The sequence below is a fragment of the Pseudoalteromonas sp. 2CM41L genome (genome assembly GCF_023161905.1).
In the GTDB taxonomy this organism is placed as follows: Bacteria; Pseudomonadota; Gammaproteobacteria; order Enterobacterales; family Alteromonadaceae; genus Pseudoalteromonas; species Pseudoalteromonas atlantica.
Window position 1 is genome coordinate 133,324 of the sequence record NZ_JALNTN010000007.1, and the last position, 26,171, is coordinate 159,494.

Genomic DNA, 26,171 nt, shown 5'->3' on the forward strand with positions numbered 1-26,171 from the left:
ACTGTATGATTGAGCTTGATAATGTAACCTTTAAATGGCATAAAAATGATGCCAAGCCTACGCTAAATATCCCAACCCTTAGAATTGATAAAGGCGAGCATATTTTTTTACATGGTCCCAGCGGCGTCGGTAAATCAACCCTGCTTGCGCTACTGGCAGGTATAAACACACCAAGTAGTGGCAACATACGTATTTTAAATCGTGATTTAAATACACTTAGCAATACGCAAAGAGATGTATTTAGAGCAGAGAATATTGGCTATATTTTTCAAAACTTTAATTTATTACCGTATTTAACACCCATTGAGAATGTCACGCTTGGTTGTGAATTTTCAAAAAGCAGAAAACAAAAAGCCTTACAGCAAACAACAGAGCCCAAGCCAAGCTTACAAAAAGAAGCGATACGCTTATTAACAGCATTAGGCTTAAGTGAGTCTTATCATAGTAAAGATGTTGCCTCGCTCAGCATTGGTCAGCAACAGCGGGTTGCCGCCGCTCGCGCATTTATTGGCAGCCCAGAGCTTATAATTGCTGATGAGCCTACCTCGGCACTCGATACCGCAAATAGAGAAAGCTTTATAAAACTGTTATTCGAACAGGCTAAGCGCGCCAACAGTACGTTAGTTTTTGTAAGCCATGACGAAACATTAAAACCGCTATTTAATCGTGCAATTAGCCTAGTTAGCTTGCAGGAGCAGTTATGATCCTGACTAAGTTAGCTTATAAAAGTTTGCTAAATCGCCGAGCAAGTGTACTGCTCACATTGTTTACCATTGCTATTAGCGTGATGCTTTTACTAAGTATTGAGCGAATTCGCGTGGATGCAAAAACCAGTTTTAGTAATACCATCTCTGGGACAGACCTAATTGTAGGCGCCCGCACAGGCGATATTCAATTACTGCTTTCCTCTGTATTTAGAATAGGTTACGCAAATAATGGGGTGAGCTGGCAAAGTTATCAGTACATCGCAGCTCAACGTGGTGTTAAATGGAGCATTCCTATTAGTTTAGGCGACAGCCACAAAGGCCAAACTGTACTAGGTACAAGCCGTGATTACTTTACCCACTATCGCTTTGGTAAAAAACAAACGTTAAGTTTTCAACAAGGCCACGCGTTTGAGCATTTAAACCAGGTGGTACTTGGCAGCGATGTAGCGAGCCGTTTAGGGTATACACTAGGAGATAACGTAGTAATCTCACACGGGATGGGTAATACGAGCTTTCATCATCATAAAGACAACCCATTCATTATCGTCGGTATTTTAAACGCCACTGGCACGCCAGTAGATAAAACCTTACACATACCTCTAGCAGCTATTGATTTAATACATGGTGGTTCACACTCTGCGAATAATGACGACGATGAGCACGATGAGCACGATGAGCACGATGAGCACGATGAGCACGATGAGCACGATGAGCACGATGAGCATAACAACCTAATCGGTGAGCCAAGTCAAATTACTGCGTTTTTAATGGGATTCGACTCGCCTTTATACACATTGCAAATTAGGCGTAATATCAACCAATACAAAAAAGAGCCACTTCTGGCCATTATGCCCACAGTTACTCTAAAAGAGCTGTGGCAAATGCTCGCCATTGTCGAAAAAGTACTCTTACTGTTTTCAGGCGTTGTTATATTAGTCAGTTTATTGGGCATGTTGACCACACTACTGGCCAATTTAAATCAACGCCGAAGAGAACTTGCTATATTGCGCTCAGTCGGCGCACGGCCATGGCAGCTATTTACACTAATAAGCATGGAATCGTTATTTACAACATTATTAGGCTGCCTAGTTGGCTGTGGTTTGTATTATGGCGTTATGCTTATCAGTAGCAGCTATTTGCAAAGCCATGCAGGCATAAGCGTTAATATTGCCATGCTCTCTTACTATGAACTCACTTTAATAGGCGTTATTATGGCCGCTGGGTTTATAATAGGCTTAATACCAGCTACCCGCGCTTACTTTTATTCGCTTAGCGATGGTATGAGTATAAAAACTTAACTTTAGGAATTTCATGATACTTTTTAAATCCGCGCTTTATTACTGCACGCTAGTAAGCTGCCTACTTATTAGCTTTGTCAGTAGTGCAAACCCGCCGAAAGAAATTTTTTGGGAAGACTTAATCCCGCAAGGGCATGTACAAATAGATACCCAAGCACAGGCTAACCACGAAGGCAGTGAACAAAACTGGGTGCAACCAGAGCTAGATGCTCCTGTGGTTGAAGCATTAAATGGCCAATCAGTGAGCTTACCGGGGTTTGTTGTCCCACTTGAGGGCGACAGTGAAGTTATTACTGAGTTTTTGCTTGTGCCATACTTTGGCGCGTGTATTCACGTACCGCCCCCGCCGCCAAATCAAATCGTTCATGTAACAGTAAAAGGCGGCGTACCCATAGAGAGCCTGTATGATGCGATTGTTGTTACCGGCGTTATCAGTACCGAAACCTGGTCTGGTGAAATAGCCCAAGTGGGCTATAAAATGAAAGCCGTCGGTGTGGCACCGTTTGAGCTATAACACGGCTATTTTTGGCAGTGCTTACAAAACACCGTACTGCGCTGCCCAAGCCTAATTTCTTCAAGTGGCGTTTTACACGTTACGCACGCCTCTCCTTTTCGCCCGTACACTAACAACTGCTGTGCAAAATAACCTGGTTTGCCATCACTTTGGGCAAAGTCTTTAAGGGTTGTACCGCCTTGTGTTATTGCCGCTGCTAGAGTGTCTTTAATAATAGGGATCAGGGTTTGATAACGCTTTAGCGATACTTTGCCTGCTTCGCGTTTTGGGTGTATTCCCGCCTTAAATAACGACTCATTGGCATAAATATTACCTACGCCCACCACCACCGCGTTATCCATAATAAATTGCTTCACGGGGACTTTTTTATTTCGCGATTGCTCGTATACACGCTTTGCAAAAAAATCATCCGTAAGCGGCTCAGGGCCAAGTTTTGAGAGTAACTTATGAACATCCCCCGGTGCTTGCCATAAACAGCAACCAAACCGGCGTGGGTCGTTTAATCTCAGCGCCTTGTCATTACTAAGAACAAACTCAACATGATCATGCTTTTTAAGCGGCTCGCGTCTATCAACAACGCGCAAATTACCCGACATTCCCAAATGTAAAATAGCACTCCCTAATTCGCAGTGCAGCAATAAATACTTTGCACGGCGCTCAATTCGCTCTACCCTCTGCCCTTCTAACTGATAAACATCATCGGGCACAGGCCATCGCATGCTGGCATTATAAATATTTACCTTCGTCACCACCTGGTTTTCTACATGCGGGGTGATCCCCAGTCTACTTACTTCTACCTCTGGTAATTCAGGCATTAATGCAACTCACTTTTTGAAAAATCAACACTTGGAAATAACTGCTTTGCAGTCGCTAAATCAAGCCCCATCACGCGCTGGCTATTTTTTTCCAACAAATAATACTTACCGTTACCTTTGTACAGTAAATAAACCCATGGTAAGCGCTCACCAGCCAACTCAAAGGTGGCCACATACAATGGTGAGTTTGGATTAAATACAACAGACTCATTTACCTGCATCAACGCAGCCGTTTGCCAATGGTTAATTAGCTCAGCTAATTGCTGCTGTGATGCATCCCAATCCCACCTCACGGGCGTATTTTCTTTTAATGCGGTTGTACGCCAACTTGTACCAATACGTTCAATTTTCTGATCAACAAAGCTCAGTGTTAACACAAAACTTTGCAATGGCAGTACCGGTTGTAATGTAGGCTCGTCTTCGCCCCCTAAAAACTGCTTATGCCAGCCATTTAAAAAGAAGATCATAATCAACATCGAAAAAATAATAACGTTGTTCCAACCTTTGCGGCCCAGTCGCATATTTATACACCCAGTAAATTCAAGATTTTAAAGTGTAACTAAAACTTAATTGCACTGTCTATATGTTAAAGGCCACAGACTTTGGTAGAATATCGGCAAATTTAAAGGAGTTCCGTCAATGTCTATGTATGTAGTGGGCCATAAAATCCCAGATTCAGATTCAATTTGTGGTGCAATTGCACTTGCTTATTTAAAAAACCAAATCGATGAGCCAGCAATTCCAACACGCCTTGGTGAAGTGTCACCAGAAACTCAATTTATCCTAGATAAATTTGGCTTCGAAGCACCTGAGCTTAAATTAAGCTACGCTGGCGAAGATGTATATATTGTTGACCACACAGAAAAAACACAAGCACCAGATGATATCGACCAAGCTCGTGTTGTTGGCGTAGTCGATCACCATAAACTAGGCGATTTAACGTCATCTACACCGCTTGAGTGTTGGATCCGTCCGGTAGGCTGTTCAAACACCATTATTAAAATGATGTATGACTTCTACAACGTAGAAATCCCTAAAGATATTGCTGGCATCATGCTATGTGCAATTTTAAGCGATACCGTTATTTTTAAATCGCCGACCTGTACAACGGCTGATATTAAATGTGTAGAAGCACTAGCAGAAATTGCCGGCATTGAAGACTTTAAAGAACTAGGCATGGACATGTTCCGTGTTAAGTCAGCTGTTGAAGACACCCCTGTGCGTGACTTAGTAATGCGTGACTTCAAAGACTTCAACATGAACGGTAACCTAGTAGGCATTGGCCAGCTAGAGGTTATTGACCTTGCAGTGTTTGACGAAATTAAAGCAGACTTAGAAGCCGATATTGCTAAGCTAAAAATTGAAGGCAACCGCCACTCAGTATTTTTACTGCTTACCGACATCATGAAAGAAGGCTCACAAATGCTGATCGCTTCAGATGATGCAAACCTTGTAGAGCAAGCTTACGGTGAAAAGCCGAGCGAAGATAAAGTATGGCTAGATGGCGTATTAAGCCGTAAAAAGCAAGTAGTGCCACCACTACAAGACGTGTTTGCCAAGCTGTAAGTAAAAATAAATATTAAGCACCGCGTTTATCATAAACGCGGTGCTTTTTTTATTGGTAGGCGTGAAGCTTGCTCACGCAAAAAAGGAAAAGCGTAAATAGATTTTATATCAACGGGCCAGCAAGAAAGGCGCCTATAGATGAATTTAACTACGATGCTAATTTTAGCTGTAGACGTAGAGCTTGCTTACGTTAGAAGCGCAGCTTCTCATGGCTTAACCCCGAGTTTAGCCCCGCGAATTACCGCATACTTTATTCACCGCACTCTTTGCAGTTTATATCTTTAATCATTTTAAATTGCTGTTGCTTTAAGCTCAGCGCATCAAAGCTGATAAACACACTACCTGCAACATGCCCTAGCAGCATATTAAGCGTAAGCTGTGCCTGCATAGAGCCTATAATTCCTAACAGTGGGCTTATTACACCCGCATTACTACAATTTACAGCGGGAGCGGCGTCACTTTTTGCAAAAACACAGCCATAACATGGGCTATTGTTTTGCCTAAAATCAAAGCCCATAAGTTGCCCACGACTTGCAATCGCGGCACCTGCAATTAAAGGCAACTTATGAGTAAAGCAATAACGGTTAACACTGTAACGTGTGGCAAAATTATCAGAGCAATCAAGTACTATGTCGGCATTTTTTAAAAGCTCCCCTGCGTTGTTATCATCGAGCTTTTTACAATGCGTCATTATTTCTATTTGATTATTAAGGCTTGTTAATACTTTGCCAGCAGCCGCGACCTTGTTTTGCCCTAAGTGATTAACTTTATACAGCACTTGGCGCTGCAAGTTAGAAAGCTCAACCGCATCATCATCTATTAAAATAAGTGTACCAATACCTGCCGCAGCTAAATACAAAAGTGCAGGGCTACCTAGCCCGCCAGCTCCCACTACTGCTACTGTGGCTGCTTTAAGTGCTAACTGCCCTTCTAGTCCCACTTCTTTTAATAATAAGTGGCGACTATAACGCAGAGTTTCTTTATCGCTAAGCTTATTCATTAGGCTGATTTATAGCACTTTTTAGCGCACTAATTGCTTCAATATAATCATCCGCTTCACTAATTGCTCGTACAACCGCAACACTGCCTACTCCTGTATTTGCCACCTCGCTTGCGCGGGTTAAATCTATGCCGCCAATGGCAACTGTTGGGTAGCTTTGCATTAATAGCACACACTTTTTAAGTTTATCGAGACCTTGTATCTGGCCGCTCATATCTTTGGTCGTGGTTGGGTAAATAGCACCAAATGCCATATAACTTGGTCGGTAGTTGTGCGCACGTAACATTTCGTAAAAGCCATGGGTAGAAAGCCCAAGCCTTAAACCTGCTTCTTTAATTGCTGCTAAATTAGCGGTTTCTAAATCTTCTTGGCCTAAGTGTACGCCGTAGGCACCGTGCTTTATAGCTAACTGCCAGTAGTCATTTATAAATACGTGAGCGTGGTACTTTTTACCCAGCTCTACAGCCTGCTTAATTAACTCATCAAGCTCAAGGTCGGTTTTATTTTTAACGCGAAGCTGCGCCGTAGTAATACCTTGCTGCAAACATTTATCTAGCCAATCTAGGCTATCGACCACAGCATATAGGCCCAGCTTTTTGCTCTCACAAGGTGCAAAATCAGCCGCCATATTAAATTCAAGCGGCACATCAAAATCAAGCTCATCACCAAGCCAGCTGCCAGGCTCTATTACTTGCGGGTAGTCATCTAACTGTGTAGGAAAAGCAGTATGTGCAACAGGGCCTATTCCTTCGCCGTATCTAACTGACTGCTTTAAGCCCTGATTTATATAAGCTTTAGCTAAAATAAAAGCATCTTTTAATGGGTAGTCTTTTGCTAAACACGCGGCAATAACCGAGGCCATGCTACAACCTGTACCATGACTATGAGGGCTTTGAATTTTTTTATTACCAAGCCAATACTCTTCGCCGTTTTGTGTGCAGTAATCTATACAATAACCTGTTGGGTAATCCCAGTGCCCGCCTTTAATAACAACCGCTTTTGCGCCCCAGCTTAATAGCTTTTTAGCAGCGTCTTTCACGGCGCTTGGGCCAATTAAATATACGCCTGTTAATAATTGAGTTTCGTGCGTGTTAGGCGTTATTACATCCACCAGCGGCATTAAGCATTCTTTAATGGCACTTACGGTATCTTCCTCTGTTAATACATCACCACTTGAAGCAATTGCAACGGGGTCGTAAACAATTACAGGCGGTACAGGCCATTTAGCTTTATAATGCGCTATATGCTCGCTTATCAATTGAATTTGCTGCACATTAGCCAGCATGCCAATTTTAATTACTTTGGCTTTCATGTCGCTTTCGAGTGCGAGTAATTGCGATTCAATAATATCGGTAGATACCGCGTTAATGGCCTCTACACCTAAGCTATTTTGCGCCGTAAGCGCGGTAATTGCAGTACAACCATGCACGCCAAAACTTTGCATTGCTTTTATATCGGCCTGAATGCCTGCGCCACCACCTGAGTCTGAGCCTGCAATTGTCCACACTAAATTATTCATACTCTTTATTTCCTTACTGCTGATGCCAAAACGGCATACCCATTGTAGGGGTTGAGGGGGCTGCTAAGTCTTTTTCAGGCATTGCTTTGGCATTATACGTAAAGCGCCCTGCCTCTACCGCGGCTTTAAATGCACGGCTCATCGTAATTGGGCAGCCAGCCCCTGCTATCGCTGAATTTAATAATACCGCATCATACCCTAATTCAAGCGCTTGACAGGCATGCGAAGGCAAACCAAGCCCCGCATCTACAATTAATGTTGTGTTTGGTAAGCGCTCACGAATTGTTTTTAAATTATAACTATTTAAAAGCCCCTTACCGGTGCCAATAGGCGCGCCCCAAGGCATAAGCACCTCACACCCTAGCTCGTTTAAACGCTGGCAAAGAACTAAATCATCGGTGCAGTAGGGTAATACTTTAAAGCCATCATCAATTAATATTTTTGTGGCTTCTAACAATGCGAATGGGTCAGGTTGTAAGTTGTAGTCATCACCTATTAGTTCAAGCTTAATCCAATCGGTTGCAAATACTTCACGGCACATTTTAGCAAGTGTTACGGCTTCTTTTACACTGTGGCACCCTGCGGTATTAGGCAGTATTTTAAGGCCGGTGTTTTTTATAAGCTGCCAAAAGTCATCCCCTGCGGCAGCGCTTTGCTGGCGCCTTAATGACACCGTTACTATTTGCGCGCCAGAGGCTTTTATAGACTCTTCCATCACTGCTGGAGAGGGGTAAAGCGCCGAGCCTATTAATAAACGGCTATTTAGTTGCTCGCCATAAATAGTTAAGCAATCGTTACCTTGCATAATGCTACCCGCCTTGAATAGGCGATAACAATTCAATGCTATCCCCTTCGTTAATTGTGGTGCTGGCGTGCAGACTTTGTGGAATAAATTCGCCATTTAGTGCCACCGCGAATGGAGGCTTTGCACCAAAATTTTGTAATACATCAACAAGCATTGCACTTTTAATAGTTAGCAGCTCACCATTAATTGTTATAGTCATTTATTACTCACCCTATTTGAGATAACGCATCAGCCACTAAGGCGGGCCCTAACATATAGCCATGACGATATAAGCCATTAATGCTAATTACGTTACCTGTTTTTAAAACCGCAGGGCGGTTATCGCTAAATGCGGGGCGTAACCCGCTTTGAATATTTAACAGCCGCGCTTCGGCAAACCCGCTGTGCACAGTGTAGGCCGACGAAAGTAGCTCAAGCGTGGAGCGTACTGTTGCAGGGCCGCTATCATCAGACTCTATTTCAGTTGCACCAATTACATACTCATTATTAGGTTTTGGCGCTATATAAATTGGGTAGCGCGGGTGCATTAAACGTACCGGCCGCGTTAAATTAACCTCAGGTGCATGTAATCTAGCCACTTCACCGCGCACGCCTCTAAGGTGTTTATCGCCTTTAGCACCTAAGCCACGACAGTCAATAATGTAATCAAACGCGCGGTTATTCACCTCGCCGTTTTGAATGCTAACGCGTTGGTTAAAAACAAACTTAACCTTACGTTTATTAAGCATGGTAAAGCTTGCTTTATAAAAGGCCTGGTTATCTATTTGCCCTTCGCAGGGTAAAAACACACCTTGGTTAAAACGATTAGCTAATTCGGGTTCTAACTGTGTTATTTGCTGAGCATTTAACGCCTGCGCGCTGTGCCCTGCTATAGGCTTAATACGCAGGCTAAAGCTTTGTAAGTCACCTTTATCTTGCTGGTGCGCCACAACCAGCGTGCCTTTTTGCTGATAAAAAACCTCGCCTTCAAGCTCGCTCACTATCTCTGGCCAGCGCTTGAGTGAATTTAGCCCCATGATGGCTAAATCCGTTTCACACAATACCGACTCAGCAAGCGGAGCAAGCATTGCCGCAGCCACTTTACCGGCACTATTTTGCGTGTGTTCGTCACTGGCTTCAAACACGGTTACATGATGCGCCTTACTAAGCTCAAGGGCGGCTAATCGCCCTGCTAAACCAAACCCCACAACAGCAATGTTGTAAAACATAAAACCTCCTTTTAGTAACAGGCTAGCAGCTATAAGCCGCTAGCCTGTTACTGGCTTATATTGCTTTGTGGTAAATTTCTGAGCCCGTTTGTTTAAACTCTTCAGATTTCGCTTTCATTTGCGCTTCTACATCAACCATTTTGATCTCAATTGCATCACCAACATTGTTAGGATCGATCCCGCGTGATTCGAGATCTTTGGCGTAATCGCGTACCTCTTGGGTAATTTTCATTGAGCAAAATTTAGGGCCACACATAGAGCAAAAGTGCGCTACTTTGCCAGACTCTTGCGGTAGGGTTTCGTCGTGATATTCACGGGCACGCTCTGGGTCTAAACCAATGTTAAATTGGTCGTGCCATCTAAATTCAAAGCGCGCTTTTGATAATGCATTATCGCGCTCTTGCGCGCCGGGGTGGCCTTTGGCTAAATCGGCCGCATGCGCTGCAATTTTGTAGGTAATTAAGCCCTCTTTTACATCTTCTTTATTGGGCAAACCTAAATGCTCTTTTGGTGTTACATAACACAGCATGGCACAGCCGTACCACGCTATTTGTGCAGCGCCTATACCCGATGTTATATGGTCGTACCCTGGTGCTATATCGGTCGTTAATGGGCCTAATGTGTAAAAAGGCGCTTCGCCACAATGCTCTAATTGTTCATCCATATTGGCTTTAATCATATGCATTGGCACATGGCCTGGGCCTTCAATAAATACTTGTACATCGTGTTTCCACGCAATTTTTGTAAGCTCCCCTAACGTACGTAGCTCACTAAATTGCGCTTCGTCGTTGGCATCGGCAATCGAGCCTGGACGAAGGCCATCTCCGAGCGAAAAACACACATCGTATTGTTTTAAAATTTCGCAAATATCTTCAAAGTGCGTATATAAAAAGTTTTCTTTATGATGCGCTAAACACCACTTAGCCATAATTGAACCACCGCGCGATACAATACCGGTTACTCGCTTTGCCGTCATTGGCACGTAACGCAGCAATACACCGGCATGAATAGTAAAGTAATCAACGCCCTGCTCGGCTTGTTCAATCAAGGTATCGCGAAATATCTCCCACGTTAGGTCTTCGGCCACTCCGTTTACTTTTTCAAGCGCTTGATAAATTGGTACAGTGCCAATGGGCACAGGCGAGTTACGTACTACCCATTCACGGGTTTCGTGAATGTAACGCCCGGTTGATAAATCCATTACGGTATCGGCACCCCAGCGGGTAGACCACACCATTTTTTCTACTTCTTCTTCGATTGATGAGCTTACCGATGAATTACCAATATTCGCGTTCACTTTAACTAAAAAGTTACGGCCAACTATCATGGGCTCGGTTTCGGGGTGGTTAATATTATTTGGTAAAATAGCGCGACCGCGGGCTATTTCGTCGCGTACAAATTCAGGGGTAATAAAATCGGGAATACTCGCCCCAAACGATTCGCCTTTATGCTGTGCTGCTAGCAGCTCTTCTCTAATTTGTGCACGACCCATGTTTTCGCGTATGGCTACGTATTCCATTTCAGGGGTAATAATGCCTTGGCGAGCATAATGCATTTGCGTCACGTTTTTGCCCGCTTTACCACGGCGAATTTTAGGTAAATGATCAAAGCGAATATGATCAAGGCCGTCATCGGCCATACGTTGCTGAGCAAATTGCGAAGTGACTGAGTCGAGCACTTCGGTGTCGTTGCGCTCTTTTATCCACTGCTCACGAAATTTAGGTAATCCCTTACGTACGTCTAATTCAAAGTTAGGGTCGGTATACGGGCCTGATGTATCGTAAACACGCAGTGGATCGTTTGGCTCATACACAGGGTTTTGCTCATCGCCACCAATAAACGTATCGCTTAATGTAATTTCGCGCATACCCACGCGTACACCGCTTTGGCTGCCCTCAACATACGCTTTTTGTGAGCTTGGAAATGGCTGACCCGTTAAATTATAAATGTAATCTGACGCAGCAGCGCGCGTTTCTCGTCGTGTAGACTTATTTGTAGTGTTTGACATGACTTACCTCATTGCTAAAGGGTTGTCTTGTCAGATATTCCATAAGGAATAGAGAAAGATCGTAAAGCAGTGGTTACGCTGCTTTGCGGCCTAAAATGGCTAGTTATTTTGTTGTGCGCATAAAAAAAGACGCACAAGCGTCCCATTTTAGGCAGCTTGTTCCCTACGCAGGTTTTAACCTGATCAGGTTCACGGATCCCGCTTTCGCGATCTCAGCCTTAATTATTTAAGGCACTCCGACAAGTAAAATTATGTTCGTTGATTTGCTATTTTTATCAAATCAGCGTTGAGTGTACGCCAGTTAAAAATTGCCTGCAAGGGGCAGTTTTAAATACTCATGCCACTACTTTGCAATAAATAAAAAAGTTTGATCGCCCTGCATAACTAACTGTGAGCCTTGCATGGTAAGCGTTGCACCTTCTCGTAGCGCTTGTAAAAACTGCTGCTCTAGCGCATCAACGTCTGCTCCGCACGACTTACGCGTCATGCCAAGTTTATTAACGCTAATACTGCTGTCTTTAAGCTCGCCTTCACCAAAAAACTTATTACATCCTGCAAACCCGTTTACTTGCAACGCTTCAATAAAGCTCATTGATGCACTGTAAGAGGCCGGCACAGCTAAACCATCAACCTTTGATAGTTGCCATTGTGTGTACTTTAGCTGCTCAGTGGTCACCGTCCCTGTGGCTGTACAACCAATACATAAACCGATTAAAAGCATCGGTAGTGCTGCTAATTTCATGCTATTTCTAACTAAATATTTAATTACCGTAATAGTAACAATTTTTATGCGGTTTATCCGTTAAAAATGCATGTTTTAAATGTAAATTTTTGTTCTATGATAGTTTAGAGAGTGTTGAACTTTGCAGATTAAAACATGTACACAGTAAGGGGGCTTTAATCGCCTTGCTTGATTTGTAACTTAGTGGGCTCGATAACAGCACCTACGCTACCCGCTATTTACGATAAACAATCCCACTACCTAGGCGCTGCTTTAAAACAAACTAGGTTAAATTTAATGCCAAAGGTCACAGCCCCTAAAAATTATACTCGCTAATCTTGGGTGTAATTTTTAAATAAATTATCTATTTCTGGAGGTAAAAAAGGGCGCCCTTTTTCATTAACCGAGGTGCCTATAACTTTGGCTTGTAGCATTACTTTGTTGTCGTGTTTACGCACTAAGGTTTGCTTAAACGCAAACTTTATACGGCTTATACGCTCAGGTTCAACTGCTATATAAAATTCATCATCTGGTACAAGCGAATGTTTATAATCAACCTCACTTCGTATCACTACTAAGTTAACTTTTTGCTTTGCTAGCAGTGCAAAATCAACCCCATTTGCAAATAAAAACTCATGGCGAGCATGCTCTAAATAATTAAAGTACACACTGTTATTTACAATTCCTTGTAGGTCACATTCGTAATGGCGCACTTTAAAATCAACTTTAAAGGTCATATTAGTAATCCTGATTATTTAACGTATAATCGCTGCGTTATAACACAAGTATTAAAATAATTGCTACCATACGAGTCCCCAAAATGGAGTTAAGTAACCTAATGAACTTACGTTTGTCTTTAATTACTGCGGCGTTATTACCGCTAATTAGTACACCACTTATAGCAAACGCTGATGACAGCGACCTAGAACGAATTGTTGTTACAGGCGACTTTCAACGTGAAAGCATTCAAACATTAAGCGCTAGCGCTAGCCTATTTAGCAAAGATGAAATTAATCAACGTGGTGCAAGTTACTTAGACGAAATGCTAGGTAGTACAGCCAACGTAAACTTTACATCTGGTGCCTCTCGTGGTCGTTATATTCAAATTCGTGGAGTGGGACTTCGTTCACAATTTGTAGATCCAATTAACCCATCGGTTGGCTTAGTTATTGACGGAATTAACTACTCGGGTTTAGGTGGCAGCTCATTATTATTTGATATAGACCAGGTAGAAATTTACCGCGGCCCGCAAGGCACTCGCTTTGGTGCAGACGGCATGGCCGGTATGATCCAAATGGAATCAGCTCAGGCAACTGCCGATCCGAGCTTAAAATTACAAGTGGGTATGGGTACTTATAACTCGCGCGAAGCAGGCCTTGCAGCAAGTACAGGATTAACCGACGACACAAGTGCCCGCGTCAGCTACTTTCGCAGAAAATCAGATGGCTACGTAGATAACCTATATTTAAACGACGAAACTCAACAACAGGATGAGCAAGTAGCCCGCTTTAAATTAAACAGCCAACTTACTGAGCATTTAAACACAGAGTTAAACCTGCACTACATAGATATAAACAACGGCTACGATGCGTTCACGCTTGATAACAGCCGTAATAGTGTAGCCGACGAGCCAGGCCAAGATAATCAACAAAGCTACGCCATTGGTATTAATAATACCTACACAGGTTTTGATGCCTTTGATGTAAGCTTAAACCTTTCAGCCATTGATACAGAGCTACTTTACAGCTTTGATGAAGACTGGGTATGTAACGATGCAAGCGAGCCACAATTATGTGCAGCTGGCTTACATCCTTGGGGTTATAGCTCAACCGATGTGTACACGCGTGATCGCGATGATCAATCGGCTAATTTACAATTTAATTCTAAAACAGGTAATTGGGTTGCCGGTGTTTACTATCAAAACCGCGACGTAGATTTAGAGCGCGAATACACTTGGCTTGCAAGTCCATTTGCATCAACCTACGAAACCAGTAACGTAGCTGTTTACGGCCAAGTAGCCACACCTATAGGCCCTAAAACCACGCTCATTACCGGTTTACGTGTAGAGCAATACCAAGGTGATTACACCGACAGCAACGGCTTTATTGAAGAGACTGAGGACGTAATGGTAGGCGGTAAAATAGCACTTGAATACCAAGTGATTGATCGCACTATGATCTACACCAGCATTACCCGTGGTTATAAAGCTGGCGGTATTAATTCAGAAGCATTAGCCAAAGCTAAAGATGAAGGCTTAAACCTAGATGCTGATTTTTTCCAGCAGCATACAAGCTTTGACCCAGAATACCTTTGGAGCGGCGAGTTTGGCGTTAAGGGTTCATCGCTTGATGATAAATTTACCCTGCGTTTAGCAGCATTTTATATGCACCGCGACAACATACAGCTAAAAGCATGGCAAGTAGAAGGTCAGCAATTTACAGGCTACGTTGATAACGCAAGCTCTGGTAGCAACTACGGGCTAGAAGTTGAAGGTAGTTACCAACTTACCGAAGATTTATTCTTAACAGGTAGTGCCGGTTACTTAAACACAGAAATTGACGACTTTGTAACGCAATCTGGCTTAAATCAAGACGGTCGTGAGCAAGCGCAATCACCTAAATACCAATACGCATTTAGCGCACGTTACAACTTTACTAATGAGCTGTACGGTATGATTGGTGTTGAAGGTAAGGACGATTACTACTTCTCAGATAGCCATAATTCAAAAGCACCCAGCAGCAATTTAGTAAACCTAAGTTTAGGCTACGAAGCCGACATGTGGGCAGTGCGCGCATGGGCACGTAACGTATTTGACGAAGAAGTACCAACCCGCGGCTTTGAGTTTGGTAACGACCCACTTGATGGTTACGCTACACACACCTACGTACAATTAGGTGAGCCAAGAGTAGCGGGTATAACGTTTACGTTAGAGCTGTAAGCTTTAAGCTGTTAGCAAAAATAAATATTAAGCACCGCGTTTACAATAAACGCGGTGCTTTTTTATTGGTAGGCGTGAAGCTTGCTCACGCAAAAAGAAAAAGCGTAAATAAATTTTATTTCAACGCGCCAGCAAGCAAGGCGTTTACAATTAATTATTACTTCTTCACTACTGCATGTTTTCTGTGGTGATAAAATTTCTTTAGTTTTTACTTAAAAGAACAATTTTGACCACCGAGGGCGCAGCGCGCTACACTGAGACGTTGTTTGCTCTTCTCCTTCACTTCTCCGTGTTCTCTGTGGTGATAATAATTTCTTAATTACTGATGCACTAGAACAAAACGCTTTTACCACCGAGAACACCGAGGCACTGCCACTACACTGAGAAACACACAAGTAGCAGCGAGTTTATCTCCCGTCTGGCATTTAATACAAAACACGCGGCATAAAGCCGCGACTACAACATGACCCTCTAAAGCGCAGCGCCTCCTAACCTCTTTGTGAAGAAATAACTTAACCTTTATTGCACAAAGAGAATAAAAAGAGGAGTAAATGAGAAAACATACAAGTAGCAGCGAGTTTACCTCGCGTTTGGGTTTATTGTTTTAACGCGGCATAAAGCCACGCCTGCAGGTAAAGCGTTACGCCCTATCTACATCAAACGCGATGACTTCTTTTATTGTATCTTTAGCGGTGGCTAGCATAACTAACCTGTCTATCCCCATCGCAACACCTGCACATTGCGGTAAGCCGTGCTCAAGTGCGGCGATTAAACGCTTATCCATAGGCACGTGGTTTAACCCATTGGCGGCGCGATAAGCGTTATCTTCATCAAAGCGCTTTGCCTGCTCTTTAGCATTAGTTAGCTCATTAAAGCCGTTCGCTAATTCCATATTTTTATAATAAAGCTCAAAGCGCCCTGCTACGCGGTTATCATGCTCACAAATCTGTGCCAGTGCCGCTTGCGATGCCGGAAAGTGATACACAAAACACGGCTTAGTTTGCCCAATAGTTGGCTCTACTTTCATACAAAATAACAGCTGCAGTAAGGTATCTTTATTGGTTTCGTTTTTGGCTATATCGGCAAAGCCGTGATCGCTGGCAAGCGTTTGCAATTGTCTAAGCGTAGCTGTTAATGGGTCAAGCGCTAACACTTGCTCAAACGCTTGTTGGTAAGTCAGTCGCTCTGCAGGCTCTACATTTAAAATGAGCTGCATTAGCTCATCCATTTCATCCATTAATGCAAACTCATCAAACCCAGGGCGATACCACTCAAGCATGGTAAATTCGGGGTTATGATGGCGTCCCGCTTCTTCATTTCTAAATGCCTTACAAAGCTGAAATATGGGCCCTGAGCCTGCTGCTAGCAAACGTTTCATTGCAAATTCAGGCGATGTTTGTAAATAAAGCGGCAAGCCACCAGCGTGGCCTGGGCCTACAAACTGCGTATTAAAACTTGCTAAATGCACATCGGTTACACTGGCACTGCTTAAGCTCGGTGTTTCTACTTCCATTACATTACGCGTATAAAAAAACTCACGAATGGTTCGCAGTATGGCTGCACGCTGCTTAAGGGTGTTTATGCTTGCACTAGGTGCCCAAGGTGTTGCTGACATATTTTCTCCAAAAAAAATCCCAGCTTAAGCCGGGATTTTATAAACCGTACTCAAGCTTACTTAACACGGCCTACGTATTCACCGCTACGGGTGTCTACTTTAATTACTTCACCAATTTGTACGAATAATGGAACGCGTACTACTGCACCAGTGCTAAGCGTTGCAGGTTTACCGCCTGTGCCCGCTGTATCGCCTTTAAGGCCTGGATCAGTTTCAGTGATCTCAAGCTCAACAAAGTTAGGTGGAGTAACCGCGATTGGGCTACCGTTCCATAATGTAATAGTACATACATCGTTTTCAACTAACCATTTAACGGCATCGCCAAGTGCTTTTTCGTCAGCGGCAATTTGTTCAAATGTTTCGTTGTTCATGAAATGCCAAAACTCACCGTCTGTGTATAGGTACGCTAAGTCGGTATCCATTACATCGGCGCCTTCAACTGATTCACCCGATTTAAAGGTTTTTTCAAGCACCTTACCAGAGATAAGTTTGCGGATACGAACACGGTTAAACGCTTGGCCTTTACCAGGTTTTACCATTTCATTTTCTAAAATACTGCAAGGTTCGCCGTCCATCATAATTTTTAGGCCGCCCTTGAACTCGTTGGTGCTATAATTCGCCATCGTTTCCTCTATTTAATTTTTTTCGAGTAATCTACGTGCCAATGATACAAAGAAATGAAGCAAATTTGCATAAAAACTGGCAAAAAGAATTAGCAAATGTAGTTACCTGCCCAAAAACCTTGCTTGAAATGGTCGGTTTATCGAGCCAAGCCCATGAAAACGACCTAAAAGCCCGCAGTTTATTTCCGGTACGCGTGCCAGTCCCTTTTATAAAAAAAATACGCAAGGGCGATGCAAACGACCCCTTATTGCTACAAGTTATGCCACGCCATCAAGAGTTTTTAACCAAAACAGGTTTTAATAAAGACCCTTTACTAGAGCAAGACAACGAACAGCCTGGGCTTTTACATAAATATAAATCCCGTGTTTTAATTATGTTTAAAACTGGCTGTGCAGTAAATTGCCGTTACTGCTTTAGGCGCCACTTCCCGTATCAAGAAAACCAGCTTAATAAAAAAAGCCTGCTTGATGCGCTGAGCTATATAAAATCAGATGCCAACATAAACGAAGTGATTTTAAGTGGTGGCGACCCACTTATGGCCAAAGACGATGCCATTAGCTGGTTTTTAGATGAGCTTGAACAATTACCTCAAATTAAACGTATGCGAATACACAGCCGATTACCTGTGGTAATACCTGCGCGAATTACCGATGAGCTATGCGCGAGGCTAAAGCAATCACCGCTAAAAATTATATTTATTAACCATATAAATCACGCCAACGAAATAGACGACGAGTTTAAAGCCGCCATGCAAAAGCTAAAGCAAGCAGGCGTAACGTTATTAAACCAAGCAGTTATTTTAAAAGAGGTGAACGACACCGTTGAGGCACAAATAAATTTAAGTGAGGCGTTATTTGATGCAGACGTACTGCCTTACTATTTATATTTGCTAGATAAGGTTGAAGGCGCAAGCCACTTTGATATAGAAGAGCCACAGGCAATAAAAATAATGGCAGAACTATTAAAAGCCCTGCCTGGATTTTTAGTGCCTAAATTAGTAAGAGAAATAGGCGGTCAAAAAAGCAAAACACCTATCGACCTTAAGTTAGTTTAAACGTATATATTTACATTGTTACCCAGTGTTGCAGTAACCGACTGAGCCGGTGATTGCGCACTTGTTGGTTGGGCAGCACCTTCAATTAGTGCAAGTGCTGCTGCGCCATCTGCTAATTGCTGCTTTTTAGACAAAGCAGCGGTATATACTTCACCACCTTGGCCAGAGCTAGACATAGCGGGTAGATTTCCACCTGATATATTCATCGTTATAAGCCTTAATCAACCTGACATTTAAATGTAATCCAAGTACTATATCGGCAATGCAGTACAAAGCTTTAGGAAAACCATGGATTCTATAATTGAACAACTCAACGCTAACTTAAAAATTGTTTATCGCCAAGCACTTGATGCCGACAAAAAACTAGATGAGCTACAGCAACAAGGCCACGGTAAATTTAAAGCCTTGTTCCCAGCCGATGCCGGATTTAGTTTTGAAGCTAAACGCTTTAAGCCATACGTACTTGATGTAGCAGCCGATGTAGAAAGCTTAAGCACAGATGGTTTTGATGAAGAAAAGCTTAAAACAACGGTTATTAAGCTACAACAGTTACTTACCCTGCTCGCTACGTTTAAGTAATAGCGGTAAGCAAGAATAAATATTAAGCACCGCGTTTGCAATTAACACGGTGCTTTTTATTAGTAGGCGTGAAGCTTGCTCACGCAAAATATAAACATAATGTGCCGCCTCTAAAGCGACCCGCCTCTTAACCTTTCAGTGAATAAATAACTTAATATTTTGCACAAAGAGAAGTGAAAGAGGAATAAATGAGAAAACAAGACAAATACTTATTTTAAGCTTATCTTTTCCTCTAAAGCACAGCGTCTCTTAATCTTTTTGTGGATTAATTTTTTAATTTTTTAATTTCTTGAAAAAATGGAGTGCAGAGCTAGTAGCAGCGAGTTTACCTCGCGTCGGATATTTTGCATTAATAAATATACGCAGCATAAATTCCAAATGAACCAGCAAGCAATGCGCCTACAATAAATTTAACCACGGAGCTTGTTTGGGCTGTAGACGTAGCGCTTGCTCACGTTAGAACTGAAGCTTCTCATGGTTTTAAAATATAATAATAACCACTGCTTTTAAACGCCAGCAAGCTGCGTGTCTACTAGGTGATACTTAACACCTCTATGTTTTCAATCGAAGCAGTGAAGCCTACTCACGCAATACTACCTAATCTAAATTTGCTAAAATTTGCTCGCCAAACCATTCGGTTATTAAGCGTTTTTCATAAAAAAACGGCTCGTCGCGACCCATTTTTATTTTATCCATAAAGCCCATGTCTTTAAGCTCTACATCGTCCTCTTCACTCACTACACTCCCTTTATTATCGCTTAGCGAGTAATTGAGCTTAATGCGCGGAAAATAAATAGGTTTTACTACGCGTATTTCATCCATACCGCCATAGCGCACGTCCCCTGCTAAATCGATATCGGTTATTTCTAAATTTAGCTTGTAGCCTTTTGGCAATTGCTCGGCCAGTTTAGAAAAATGTTTTTCGAACTGAGTAGCAATTTGTTTATGGTACGACGCTTTACCCTGGCTAGAAGCGCGCACATCGCGGTAGTCTTTAAAATCTTGCCACTTAACTACAGATTCTCCAGCGTGTGCAAATGCAGGTAATGTAATACACATTGCCATAGCGATTGTTTTAACTGAATTCATAGCATTCTCCAAAGGGGCAGTACTAATTATTTAGACTTAGCCCAGTAATAGACCATACAAGTTTAACACTAGTTTATTAACCATTACTTAATTAACCTATTTTAATACGCTTTTAAAATAAAGCATGTAAATACTAAGAATATGTGATGAAATTAAGATAATTGAAAAAGGTATCCACGGAGCATTCATGGCAATTTTAGTAACAGGCGGCGCAGGCTACATAGGCTCACACACCGTTTTAGAACTTTTACAGCAAGGCAGCGAAGTTGTTGTTGTTGATAACTTAAGCAACGCATCAAAAGAGTCGCTTGCACGCGTAAAGCAAATCACAGGCAAAGAAGCCACGTTTTACCAAGGCGACATTCTTGATAAAGTTTTTTTAGATGCCATTTTTACAAGGCACACTATAGAGAGTGTGATTCATTTTGCTGGCTTAAAGTCAGTAGGTGAGTCGGTAGCTAAACCTGTTGAGTACTATCAAACAAACGTACAAGGTACGCTTACACTTGTAGATGCCATGCGTGATGCAGGCGTATTTAAATTAGTATTTAGTTCATCAGCCACAGTTTACGGCGACCCTGCAAGCTTACCAATTAAAGAAGACTTCCCGGTAGGTGGCACAACTAATCCGTACGGCACATCAAAACTGATGGTTGAGATGATGCTGCAAGATATTGCTAAATCAGATGAGCGTTTTGCATTTGCTATTTTACGCTACTTTAACCCAGTGGGCGCACATGAGTCAGGCTTAATTGGCGAAGATCCAAATGGTATTCCTAATAACTTATTACCATTTATTGCCCAAGTTGCAGTAGGTAAATTAAAGCAGCTTGCTGTATTTGGTGATGACTACGACACCGTTGATGGCACTGGTGTGCGCGACTATATTCACGTTGTAGATTTAGCAATGGGGCACTTAAAAGCGCTTGATAAAATTGCCAACAATACCGGCGCACTTGTATATAACCTTGGCACAGGCAATGGTTACTCTGTACTGCAAATGGTTAACGCCTTTATAAAAGCCAGCGGCCAAGACGTTCCTTATCAAGTATCGCCTCGTCGCCCTGGCGATATTGCTGCATGTTACGCCGCGCCAGAAAAAGCACTTAATGAGCTAGGCTGGGAAGCGGTGCGTGGAATAGATGCCATGATGGAAGACACATGGCGTTGGCAATCAAATAACCCTAATGGTTATAAAAGTTAATTAAACATACTTTTTAATTTTAGGTGTGAAGCTTGCTCACGCAAAACTGCTAATACTCAATACGCGGCATAAAGCCGCGACTACAACGTTACCCTCTAAAGCGCAGCCTCTCTTAATCTCTTTGTGAATAAATAACTAAACCCCCTATTGCACAAAGAGAAGAAAATGAGGAGTAAATGAGAAAACATATAAGTAGCAGCGAGTTTATCTCGCGTCTGGGTTTATTATTTTAACGCGGTATAAATACCAAATGCGCCAGCAAGCAAGGCGCCTACTTAAAAACACAATGTCGTAGGCGTGAAGCTTGCTCACGCAAAACTGCTAATACTCAATACGCGGCATAAAGCCGCGACTACAACGTTACCTTCTAAAGCACAGTTCACCCGCATCTATTTTTGCTTGGTAAAGCCTTAAAATTTGTGGGTAGTTTACTGACATGGGGTTTCACTATCGGCTATAATCGCCGCCATTGTAGCCGACTAAAAATGTGAACCAAAATGAAATTCCCTTGCCGCTTAGATAAATTTATTAGCCACCTAGCCGAGCTACCACGCTCAAAAGCTCGCGCGGGTATTAAACGCCAAGAAGTGCAAGTAAATGGGGAAGTTGTTAGCACGTTCGATTTTCAAGTAACCCAGCAAGATGAAGTAACATTTGCTGGTGAGCCTATGGTATTTTTAGGCAAACGCTACTTCATGCTACACAAACCTGTAGGCTACGTGTGTGCCAATGTAGATGAACTACACCCCACCGTATTTGATTTACTCGATGAGCCAAATATGGCCGACTTTCATGTAGCAGGTCGCCTTGATATAGACACCACCGGCTTAGTACTTATTACTAACGATGGCGATTGGTCGCACCGTATTACCTCGCCAAAGCACAACAAATTAAAAACCTACTTAGTAGAAACACAAGAGCCTATAACCGAAGAAGCATTAGAGCAACTACGCAACGGCGTACAACTTCACAACGAAAAAGATCTCACCCGTCCAGCTAAAGCAGAAGCACTTGCCACCTACAGCTTACGTTTATCAATCAGCGAAGGTAAATACCACCAAGTTAAACGCATGTTAGCCGCGGTAGGTAACAAAGTGGTAGAGCTACACCGCGAGCAAATAGGTAATATTATACTGGACGAAAACTTAGCAAGTGGAGAGTATAGGGAGTTAAAAGAGGGAGAGGTAAAACTATAGAGCGGTCAGCGGTCAGCGGTCAGCGGTCAGCGGTCAGCGGTCAGCGGTCAGCGGTCAGCGGTCAGCGGTCAGCGGTCATTTTTAATGTTGCGATTAAACTAGTCAACATTTTTGAAAGCGCTACGGTTTCATCAAGCCACTTTCGACCAACGGACTTATCTATATAACAAATATCTATTCCAATATAAATTTGCGTTCTTGCTTCAGCTATTGATGAGCGAGCGATATCTAAAAACCTCACTTTTTCTTTATTGCTGTCTCTTGTCATTCCCTCGGCTATATTACTAGGAACAGACAAGCCAGAGCGCGTTAATTGATCTCTAAATCCGTAATCTTTTATAGTGCTAGTCGCTTTATAAATATCAGCACTTAAGCGAGCAGATCGTTTCCATACTTCCAAGTTTTCAAAGTTCATGGGCTAAATCCTAGCTATTTACTGTTAGCTTAGAAGTATTTCAAGAAATAGAAACCCTAAACGCAATTAAAGCCTAAAACTGACAGCTGACAGCTGACAGCTGACAGCTAAAAGCTAAAAGCTAAAAGCTAAAAGCTAATAACTAACAGCTTATAACTCCCCACTTTTCTTACGATTTTATCTGCACTAAATCAAAGTCAGCCATGCCTGGTACAATCGCTTGCAAGCGTGATTCGGTCACATCGAGTGCGTTTAAACATTCACAGTATTCAGAGGCTTTAAGCTCAAGTTGCTGAGCCTTTTTTTGCAGGGATTTATCTATTTCTTTAGAGATAATATCCATACGTTGGCCCATGTCGTTAATGCGGTCTTCAATATTACCTTCGCGTGATTTAAACGCATCACCAAGCGACATTAAAATAGCCCCTAACGAGCCATGTACGGCAGAGTGTATTTGCTGGCTAATTTCTTTAGTGAAAAAATCATCTATTTGCGAGAGCGACTGTGGCGCGATAAAAAAGAAGTCATCACCGCGCTTAAATTTGTCCATAAGTGCACGCTCTACGTACTGGAGCTGGGTTTTTAGCACCTCTGGCTCTTTGTCAGACATCCCCTCGACTACATGTTCAATGGCGCTTAAACCTAAGTTAACACCATCGGTAGCCAAATTAACAAGCTCCGGCACCGTATGGCGAATACCATGGCTAAATTGCTCAAGTACTTTGCTTTCTTCAGTGCTTAAATCAACCCAGTAACCTCGAATAAAAAGCTGGCTATTATTATTAATTTGTACGCGCGTTTGGCCTTTATCAAGAATACGTATAACGTCGTCGGTAATTATTAAGCCATGACTCAACTCAACATCACACTGTGACTGAGCTAAAACAGCAGAGCTTGAAAGTGCTAAACACAACGCCAATATCGAACGAGATAACAACGCCATATACACCTCAACAAGCTAAAAAAGGAAGGCAAGTAGGTTAACAAAAAACCAACTTTATGCAAGAAAATTTAGCGAAGCATATAATGGGATTAATAGGTTAAATATTCTTAATAAAAAGCCGGTGAAGCATTCACATCACCGGCAATTAAATACCTATTCTTGCTATGCCCAATTCAATACGCAATAGCTATAATCATTAGCACAAAGCCATCCACATATGTAAAACTAAAAAGTGTTAAGATGTTGTTCTATTTAGCAAGTTTATTTAAGTATCGAGTAAAGTCATCACCAAGCTTACTATCACGCATGCCGTATTCAACAATCGCTTTTAAGTAACCTAGCTTATCGCCACAGTCGTGAGAACGACCACTCATATGAAATGCTTCAACGGTTTCTTGAGTCATTAGCGCATCAATAGAGTCTGTTAACTGTATTTCACCACCAGCGCCCACAGGCGTTTTAGCAAGTAGCGGCCAAATGCTTTTACTCAATACGTAACGCCCTACTACAGCAAGGTTTGAAGGTGCCTTGTCGGCATCTGGTTTTTCAACCATTGTTTTAATTGCCGCACTGTTACCTGGTGTTAGCTGTACGCCGTTAATATCAGCAATACCGTATTTACTTACATCATCTTGTGCTACTGGCTCTAGCATAATTTGACTTGCTTTAGTCTCGTTAAAGCGTTTGATCATCGCGGCTAGGTTTTCAGTTTTTTGATCGGCCGTGTAAGCATCAAGTATTACATCAGGGAGTAATACTATAAAGTCGTCATCACCTACAATTGGCTTTGCACATAAAATAGCGTGCCCTAGGCCTTTAGCTTCGCCTTGGCGTACACTCATTACCGTTACATCAGTAGGACAAATAGAGCGTACTTCTTCAAGTAACGCACGCTTAACGCGCTTTTCTAAGGTTGCTTCAAGCTCGTAGCTGGTATCAAAGTGGTTTTCTATGGCGTTTTTAGAGCTGTGTGTTACAAGTACAATATCTTTAATACCTGCAGATACACACTCACTCACTATGTATTGAATCAATGGTTTATCTACAATTGGTAGCATTTCTTTAGGAATTGCTTTAGTCATAGGTAACATACGTGTGCCAAGGCCGGCAACAGGAATTACAGCTTTCATTGGTAGTCCTTTGTTTGTAAATTAATTATTTTTAAGTTAACAGGTTATATGTAGATGGGGGCTGAATGAATGGGAAGCTATCAGCTATCAAAATGTAAATTAAACTATTTTTAAGTAAACACTGATTTCAAAAAGCAGTGTTTACCTCGCTATAAAGCTTACTTATAAAAGTTTTTATACCACTTTATTAGCTCTCTAACGCCTTGCTTAACATTTACTTGGGCTTTGTAGCCAGTTACTTTAAACAAATCTTGCATGTCGGCATATGTTTTATAAACGTCACCCGCTTGCATTTCGCGAAAGTTTTTATTTGCCTCAATACCAAGCTCGGCCTCAATTGCTTCAATAAACTTCATTAGGTTTATTGGACTCCCATGGCCAATATTATAAATAGCATAAGGAGCAGAGCTAGTAGCTGGCGAACCGCTCTCTACTCTCCAGTCTGGGTTTGCTTGAGGTATAACATCAGCAGCACGTACAACAGCTTCTACAATATCGTCAATGTAAGTAAAGTCACGCCACATATCACCATTGTTATTTATATCAATAGTATCCCCATCAAGTATCTTTTTAGTAAAAATATACGGCGCCATATCAGGACGACCCCACGGGCCATAAACTGTAAAAAAGCGCAGCCCAGTAGTTGGTAAGCTATATAAATGCGAATAGCTGTGAGCCATTAGTTCATTAGCTTTTTTAGTCGCCGCATAAAACGATACAGGGTGATCAACACTATCGGTAGTTTCAAATGGCGTTTTTTCATTTAGGCCATAAACAGAGCTAGATGATGCATAAACAAGGTGCTTAACATTGTTATGCCTACACCCTTCGAGTACATTTAGGTACCCCACTAAATTAGAGTCGGCGTATGTATCTGGGTTCTCTATTGAGTAGCGTACGCTCGCTTGCGCAGCTAAATGTATTACTTTATCAAACTGTTGTACTACAAATAACTCGCTCATTACTGAGCGCTCACTTATATCGAGCTTAATAAACGTAAAGTTATCGTGGCTTTCAAACTGCGCCAAACGTGCTAATTTTAAATTTACATCGTAATACTCGTTTAAATTATCAATACCTACTACAATATGGCCCGCAGCTAATAATTTTTGACACGTTGCAGCACCAATAAAGCCCGCAGCCCCTGTAACTAAATACTTCATAAAATTCCTAATTTAAGCAAAAAAGCCGCATCAACATACATTTCAGCGGCTTTTAAAAGT

27 protein-coding genes and 1 riboswitch are annotated in these 26,171 nt (G+C 42.2%); of the genes, 9 read left to right on the top strand and 18 right to left on the bottom strand.

Going from position 1 to position 26,171, the window contains the following annotated elements:
• The first annotated feature begins 5 nt into the window (after window positions 1-5).
• The 3 genes from MTF64_RS10900 to MTF64_RS10910 are packed head-to-tail and all read left to right on the top strand — an operon-like array spanning window position 6 to window position 2,519.
• Window positions 6-704: an ABC transporter ATP-binding protein gene (locus tag MTF64_RS10900; protein WP_248451344.1), complete on the top strand. Its 699-nt coding sequence runs from the start codon at window positions 6-8 to the stop codon at window positions 702-704.
• The gene (locus MTF64_RS10905) at window positions 701-2,005 is read left to right on the top strand and encodes an FtsX-like permease family protein (RefSeq protein WP_248451345.1); all 1,305 of its coding nucleotides are present in this window, start codon (window positions 701-703) and stop codon (window positions 2,003-2,005) included. Before MTF64_RS10900 ends, MTF64_RS10905 begins: the two co-directional genes overlap by 4 nt.
• Before the next feature lie 13 nt (window positions 2,006-2,018).
• A complete protein-coding gene (locus tag MTF64_RS10910; RefSeq protein ID WP_004589066.1) occupies window positions 2,019-2,519 on the top strand; it encodes a DUF3299 domain-containing protein in 501 nt (166 codons plus the stop codon).
• A gap of 5 nt (window positions 2,520-2,524) precedes the next feature.
• Here MTF64_RS10910 and mutM read toward each other — a convergent pair whose 3' ends face one another.
• Window positions 2,525-3,334, bottom strand: coding sequence for a bifunctional DNA-formamidopyrimidine glycosylase/DNA-(apurinic or apyrimidinic site) lyase (gene mutM, locus MTF64_RS10915; RefSeq protein WP_248451347.1), 810 nt, complete (start codon window positions 3,332-3,334; stop codon window positions 2,525-2,527).
• On the bottom strand, window positions 3,334-3,855 hold the full coding sequence (locus MTF64_RS10920) for a hypothetical protein (RefSeq protein ID WP_248451348.1): 522 nt from the start codon (window positions 3,853-3,855) through the stop codon (window positions 3,334-3,336). Before MTF64_RS10920 ends, mutM begins: the two co-directional genes overlap by 1 nt.
• A 118-nt stretch (window positions 3,856-3,973) precedes the next feature.
• Here MTF64_RS10920 and MTF64_RS10925 point away from each other — a divergent pair, with 118 nt between their 5' ends.
• Window positions 3,974-4,900: a manganese-dependent inorganic pyrophosphatase gene (locus MTF64_RS10925; protein WP_054983913.1), complete on the top strand. Its 927-nt coding sequence runs from the start codon at window positions 3,974-3,976 to the stop codon at window positions 4,898-4,900.
• 250 nt (window positions 4,901-5,150) lie between these two features.
• Here the strand turns inward: MTF64_RS10925 and MTF64_RS10930 are convergent, their stop codons facing one another.
• The 8 genes from MTF64_RS10930 to MTF64_RS10965 all read right to left on the bottom strand — a co-directional run bounded on the left by MTF64_RS10930 (window position 5,151) and on the right by MTF64_RS10965 (window position 12,898).
• Complete coding sequence (locus tag MTF64_RS10930) at window positions 5,151-5,900, bottom strand: HesA/MoeB/ThiF family protein (RefSeq protein ID WP_248451349.1); 750 nt, start codon at window positions 5,898-5,900, stop codon at window positions 5,151-5,153.
• The gene (gene thiE, locus MTF64_RS10935) at window positions 5,893-7,419 is read right to left on the bottom strand and encodes a thiamine phosphate synthase (RefSeq protein ID WP_248451350.1); all 1,527 of its coding nucleotides are present in this window, start codon (window positions 7,417-7,419) and stop codon (window positions 5,893-5,895) included. Before thiE ends, MTF64_RS10930 begins: the two co-directional genes overlap by 8 nt.
• A gap of 13 nt (window positions 7,420-7,432) precedes the next feature.
• A complete protein-coding gene (locus MTF64_RS10940) occupies window positions 7,433-8,224 on the bottom strand; it encodes a thiazole synthase (RefSeq protein WP_248451353.1) in 792 nt (263 codons plus the stop codon).
• Window positions 8,225-8,228: 4 nt separating this feature from the next.
• A complete protein-coding gene (gene thiS / locus MTF64_RS10945; RefSeq protein ID WP_096739084.1) occupies window positions 8,229-8,423 on the bottom strand; it encodes a sulfur carrier protein ThiS in 195 nt (64 codons plus the stop codon).
• Window positions 8,424-8,430: 7 nt separating this feature from the next.
• Window positions 8,431-9,432 carry an FAD-dependent oxidoreductase gene (locus tag MTF64_RS10950; RefSeq protein WP_248451355.1) on the bottom strand — a complete coding sequence of 334 codons (1,002 nt, stop codon included), beginning with the start codon at window positions 9,430-9,432 and terminating at the stop codon, window positions 8,431-8,433.
• Between the two features lie 55 nt (window positions 9,433-9,487).
• Entirely contained in the window at window positions 9,488-11,440 is a 1,953-nt protein-coding gene (thiC, locus tag MTF64_RS10955; protein WP_248451356.1) for a phosphomethylpyrimidine synthase ThiC, read from the bottom strand.
• 143 nt (window positions 11,441-11,583) lie between these two features.
• Window positions 11,584-11,689, bottom strand: a riboswitch (TPP riboswitch).
• A 94-nt stretch (window positions 11,690-11,783) separates the two neighbouring features.
• A complete protein-coding gene (locus MTF64_RS10960) occupies window positions 11,784-12,182 on the bottom strand; it encodes an META domain-containing protein (protein ID WP_223230610.1) in 399 nt (132 codons plus the stop codon).
• A 311-nt stretch (window positions 12,183-12,493) separates the two neighbouring features.
• Entirely contained in the window at window positions 12,494-12,898 is a 405-nt protein-coding gene (locus MTF64_RS10965; RefSeq protein WP_004589047.1) for an acyl-CoA thioesterase, read from the bottom strand.
• Window positions 12,899-12,981: 83 nt separating this feature from the next.
• Between MTF64_RS10965 and MTF64_RS10970 the strand changes: the two genes are divergently transcribed.
• Window positions 12,982-15,099, top strand: coding sequence for a TonB-dependent receptor (locus tag MTF64_RS10970; RefSeq protein WP_248451357.1), 2,118 nt, complete (start codon window positions 12,982-12,984; stop codon window positions 15,097-15,099).
• Window positions 15,100-15,739: 640 nt separating this feature from the next.
• Here the strand turns inward: MTF64_RS10970 and epmA are convergent.
• The gene (epmA, locus tag MTF64_RS10975) at window positions 15,740-16,714 is read right to left on the bottom strand and encodes an elongation factor P--(R)-beta-lysine ligase (RefSeq protein ID WP_248451359.1); all 975 of its coding nucleotides are present in this window, start codon (window positions 16,712-16,714) and stop codon (window positions 15,740-15,742) included.
• 56 nt (window positions 16,715-16,770) lie between these two features.
• Window positions 16,771-17,337, bottom strand: a complete 567-nt coding sequence (gene efp, locus MTF64_RS10980; RefSeq protein ID WP_004587956.1) for an elongation factor P — start codon at window positions 17,335-17,337, stop codon at window positions 16,771-16,773.
• 41 nt (window positions 17,338-17,378) lie between these two features.
• On the opposite strand from efp, the gene epmB reads away from it, so the two are divergent.
• Window positions 17,379-18,392 (top strand): EF-P beta-lysylation protein EpmB, encoded by a 1,014-nt coding sequence (gene epmB, locus MTF64_RS10985; protein ID WP_029773264.1) that lies wholly within the window; start codon window positions 17,379-17,381, stop codon window positions 18,390-18,392.
• Here epmB and MTF64_RS10990 read toward each other — a convergent pair.
• Window positions 18,389-18,598 (bottom strand): hypothetical protein, encoded by a 210-nt coding sequence (locus tag MTF64_RS10990; protein WP_024031488.1) that lies wholly within the window; start codon window positions 18,596-18,598, stop codon window positions 18,389-18,391. The two genes, epmB and MTF64_RS10990, sit on opposite strands and share 4 nt — an antisense overlap.
• An 82-nt stretch (window positions 18,599-18,680) precedes the next feature.
• On the opposite strand from MTF64_RS10990, the gene MTF64_RS10995 reads away from it, so the two are divergent.
• Window positions 18,681-18,971: a hypothetical protein gene (locus MTF64_RS10995; RefSeq protein WP_004587953.1), complete on the top strand. Its 291-nt coding sequence runs from the start codon at window positions 18,681-18,683 to the stop codon at window positions 18,969-18,971.
• 597 nt (window positions 18,972-19,568) lie between these two features.
• On the opposite strand, the gene MTF64_RS11000 is transcribed toward MTF64_RS10995, so the two are convergent.
• Window positions 19,569-20,060 (bottom strand): DUF3016 domain-containing protein, encoded by a 492-nt coding sequence (locus MTF64_RS11000; RefSeq protein ID WP_248451360.1) that lies wholly within the window; start codon window positions 20,058-20,060, stop codon window positions 19,569-19,571.
• Window positions 20,061-20,247: 187 nt separating this feature from the next.
• On the opposite strand from MTF64_RS11000, the gene galE reads away from it, so the two are divergent.
• Together galE and rsuA are read left to right on the top strand one after the other, a co-directional pair.
• A complete protein-coding gene (galE, locus tag MTF64_RS11005) occupies window positions 20,248-21,264 on the top strand; it encodes a UDP-glucose 4-epimerase GalE (protein WP_064386952.1) in 1,017 nt (338 codons plus the stop codon).
• Window positions 21,265-21,761: 497 nt separating this feature from the next.
• Window positions 21,762-22,460, top strand: a complete 699-nt coding sequence (gene rsuA, locus MTF64_RS11010; protein WP_248451361.1) for a 16S rRNA pseudouridine(516) synthase RsuA — start codon at window positions 21,762-21,764, stop codon at window positions 22,458-22,460.
• Window positions 22,461-22,521: 61 nt separating this feature from the next.
• On the opposite strand, the gene MTF64_RS11015 is transcribed toward rsuA, so the two are convergent.
• The 4 genes from MTF64_RS11015 to MTF64_RS11030 form a co-directional block, all read right to left on the bottom strand.
• Complete coding sequence (locus MTF64_RS11015) at window positions 22,522-22,875, bottom strand: four helix bundle protein (protein WP_024032429.1); 354 nt, start codon at window positions 22,873-22,875, stop codon at window positions 22,522-22,524.
• A gap of 169 nt (window positions 22,876-23,044) precedes the next feature.
• The gene (locus MTF64_RS11020; protein WP_064386118.1) at window positions 23,045-23,818 is read right to left on the bottom strand and encodes a YggN family protein; all 774 of its coding nucleotides are present in this window, start codon (window positions 23,816-23,818) and stop codon (window positions 23,045-23,047) included.
• A 248-nt stretch (window positions 23,819-24,066) separates the two neighbouring features.
• Window positions 24,067-24,948 carry a UTP--glucose-1-phosphate uridylyltransferase GalU gene (galU, locus tag MTF64_RS11025; protein ID WP_096739071.1) on the bottom strand — a complete coding sequence of 294 codons (882 nt, stop codon included), beginning with the start codon at window positions 24,946-24,948 and terminating at the stop codon, window positions 24,067-24,069.
• A 158-nt stretch (window positions 24,949-25,106) separates the two neighbouring features.
• Entirely contained in the window at window positions 25,107-26,111 is a 1,005-nt protein-coding gene (locus MTF64_RS11030) for an NAD-dependent epimerase (RefSeq protein WP_248451362.1), read from the bottom strand.
• Between the last annotated feature and the right edge of the window lie 60 nt (window positions 26,112-26,171).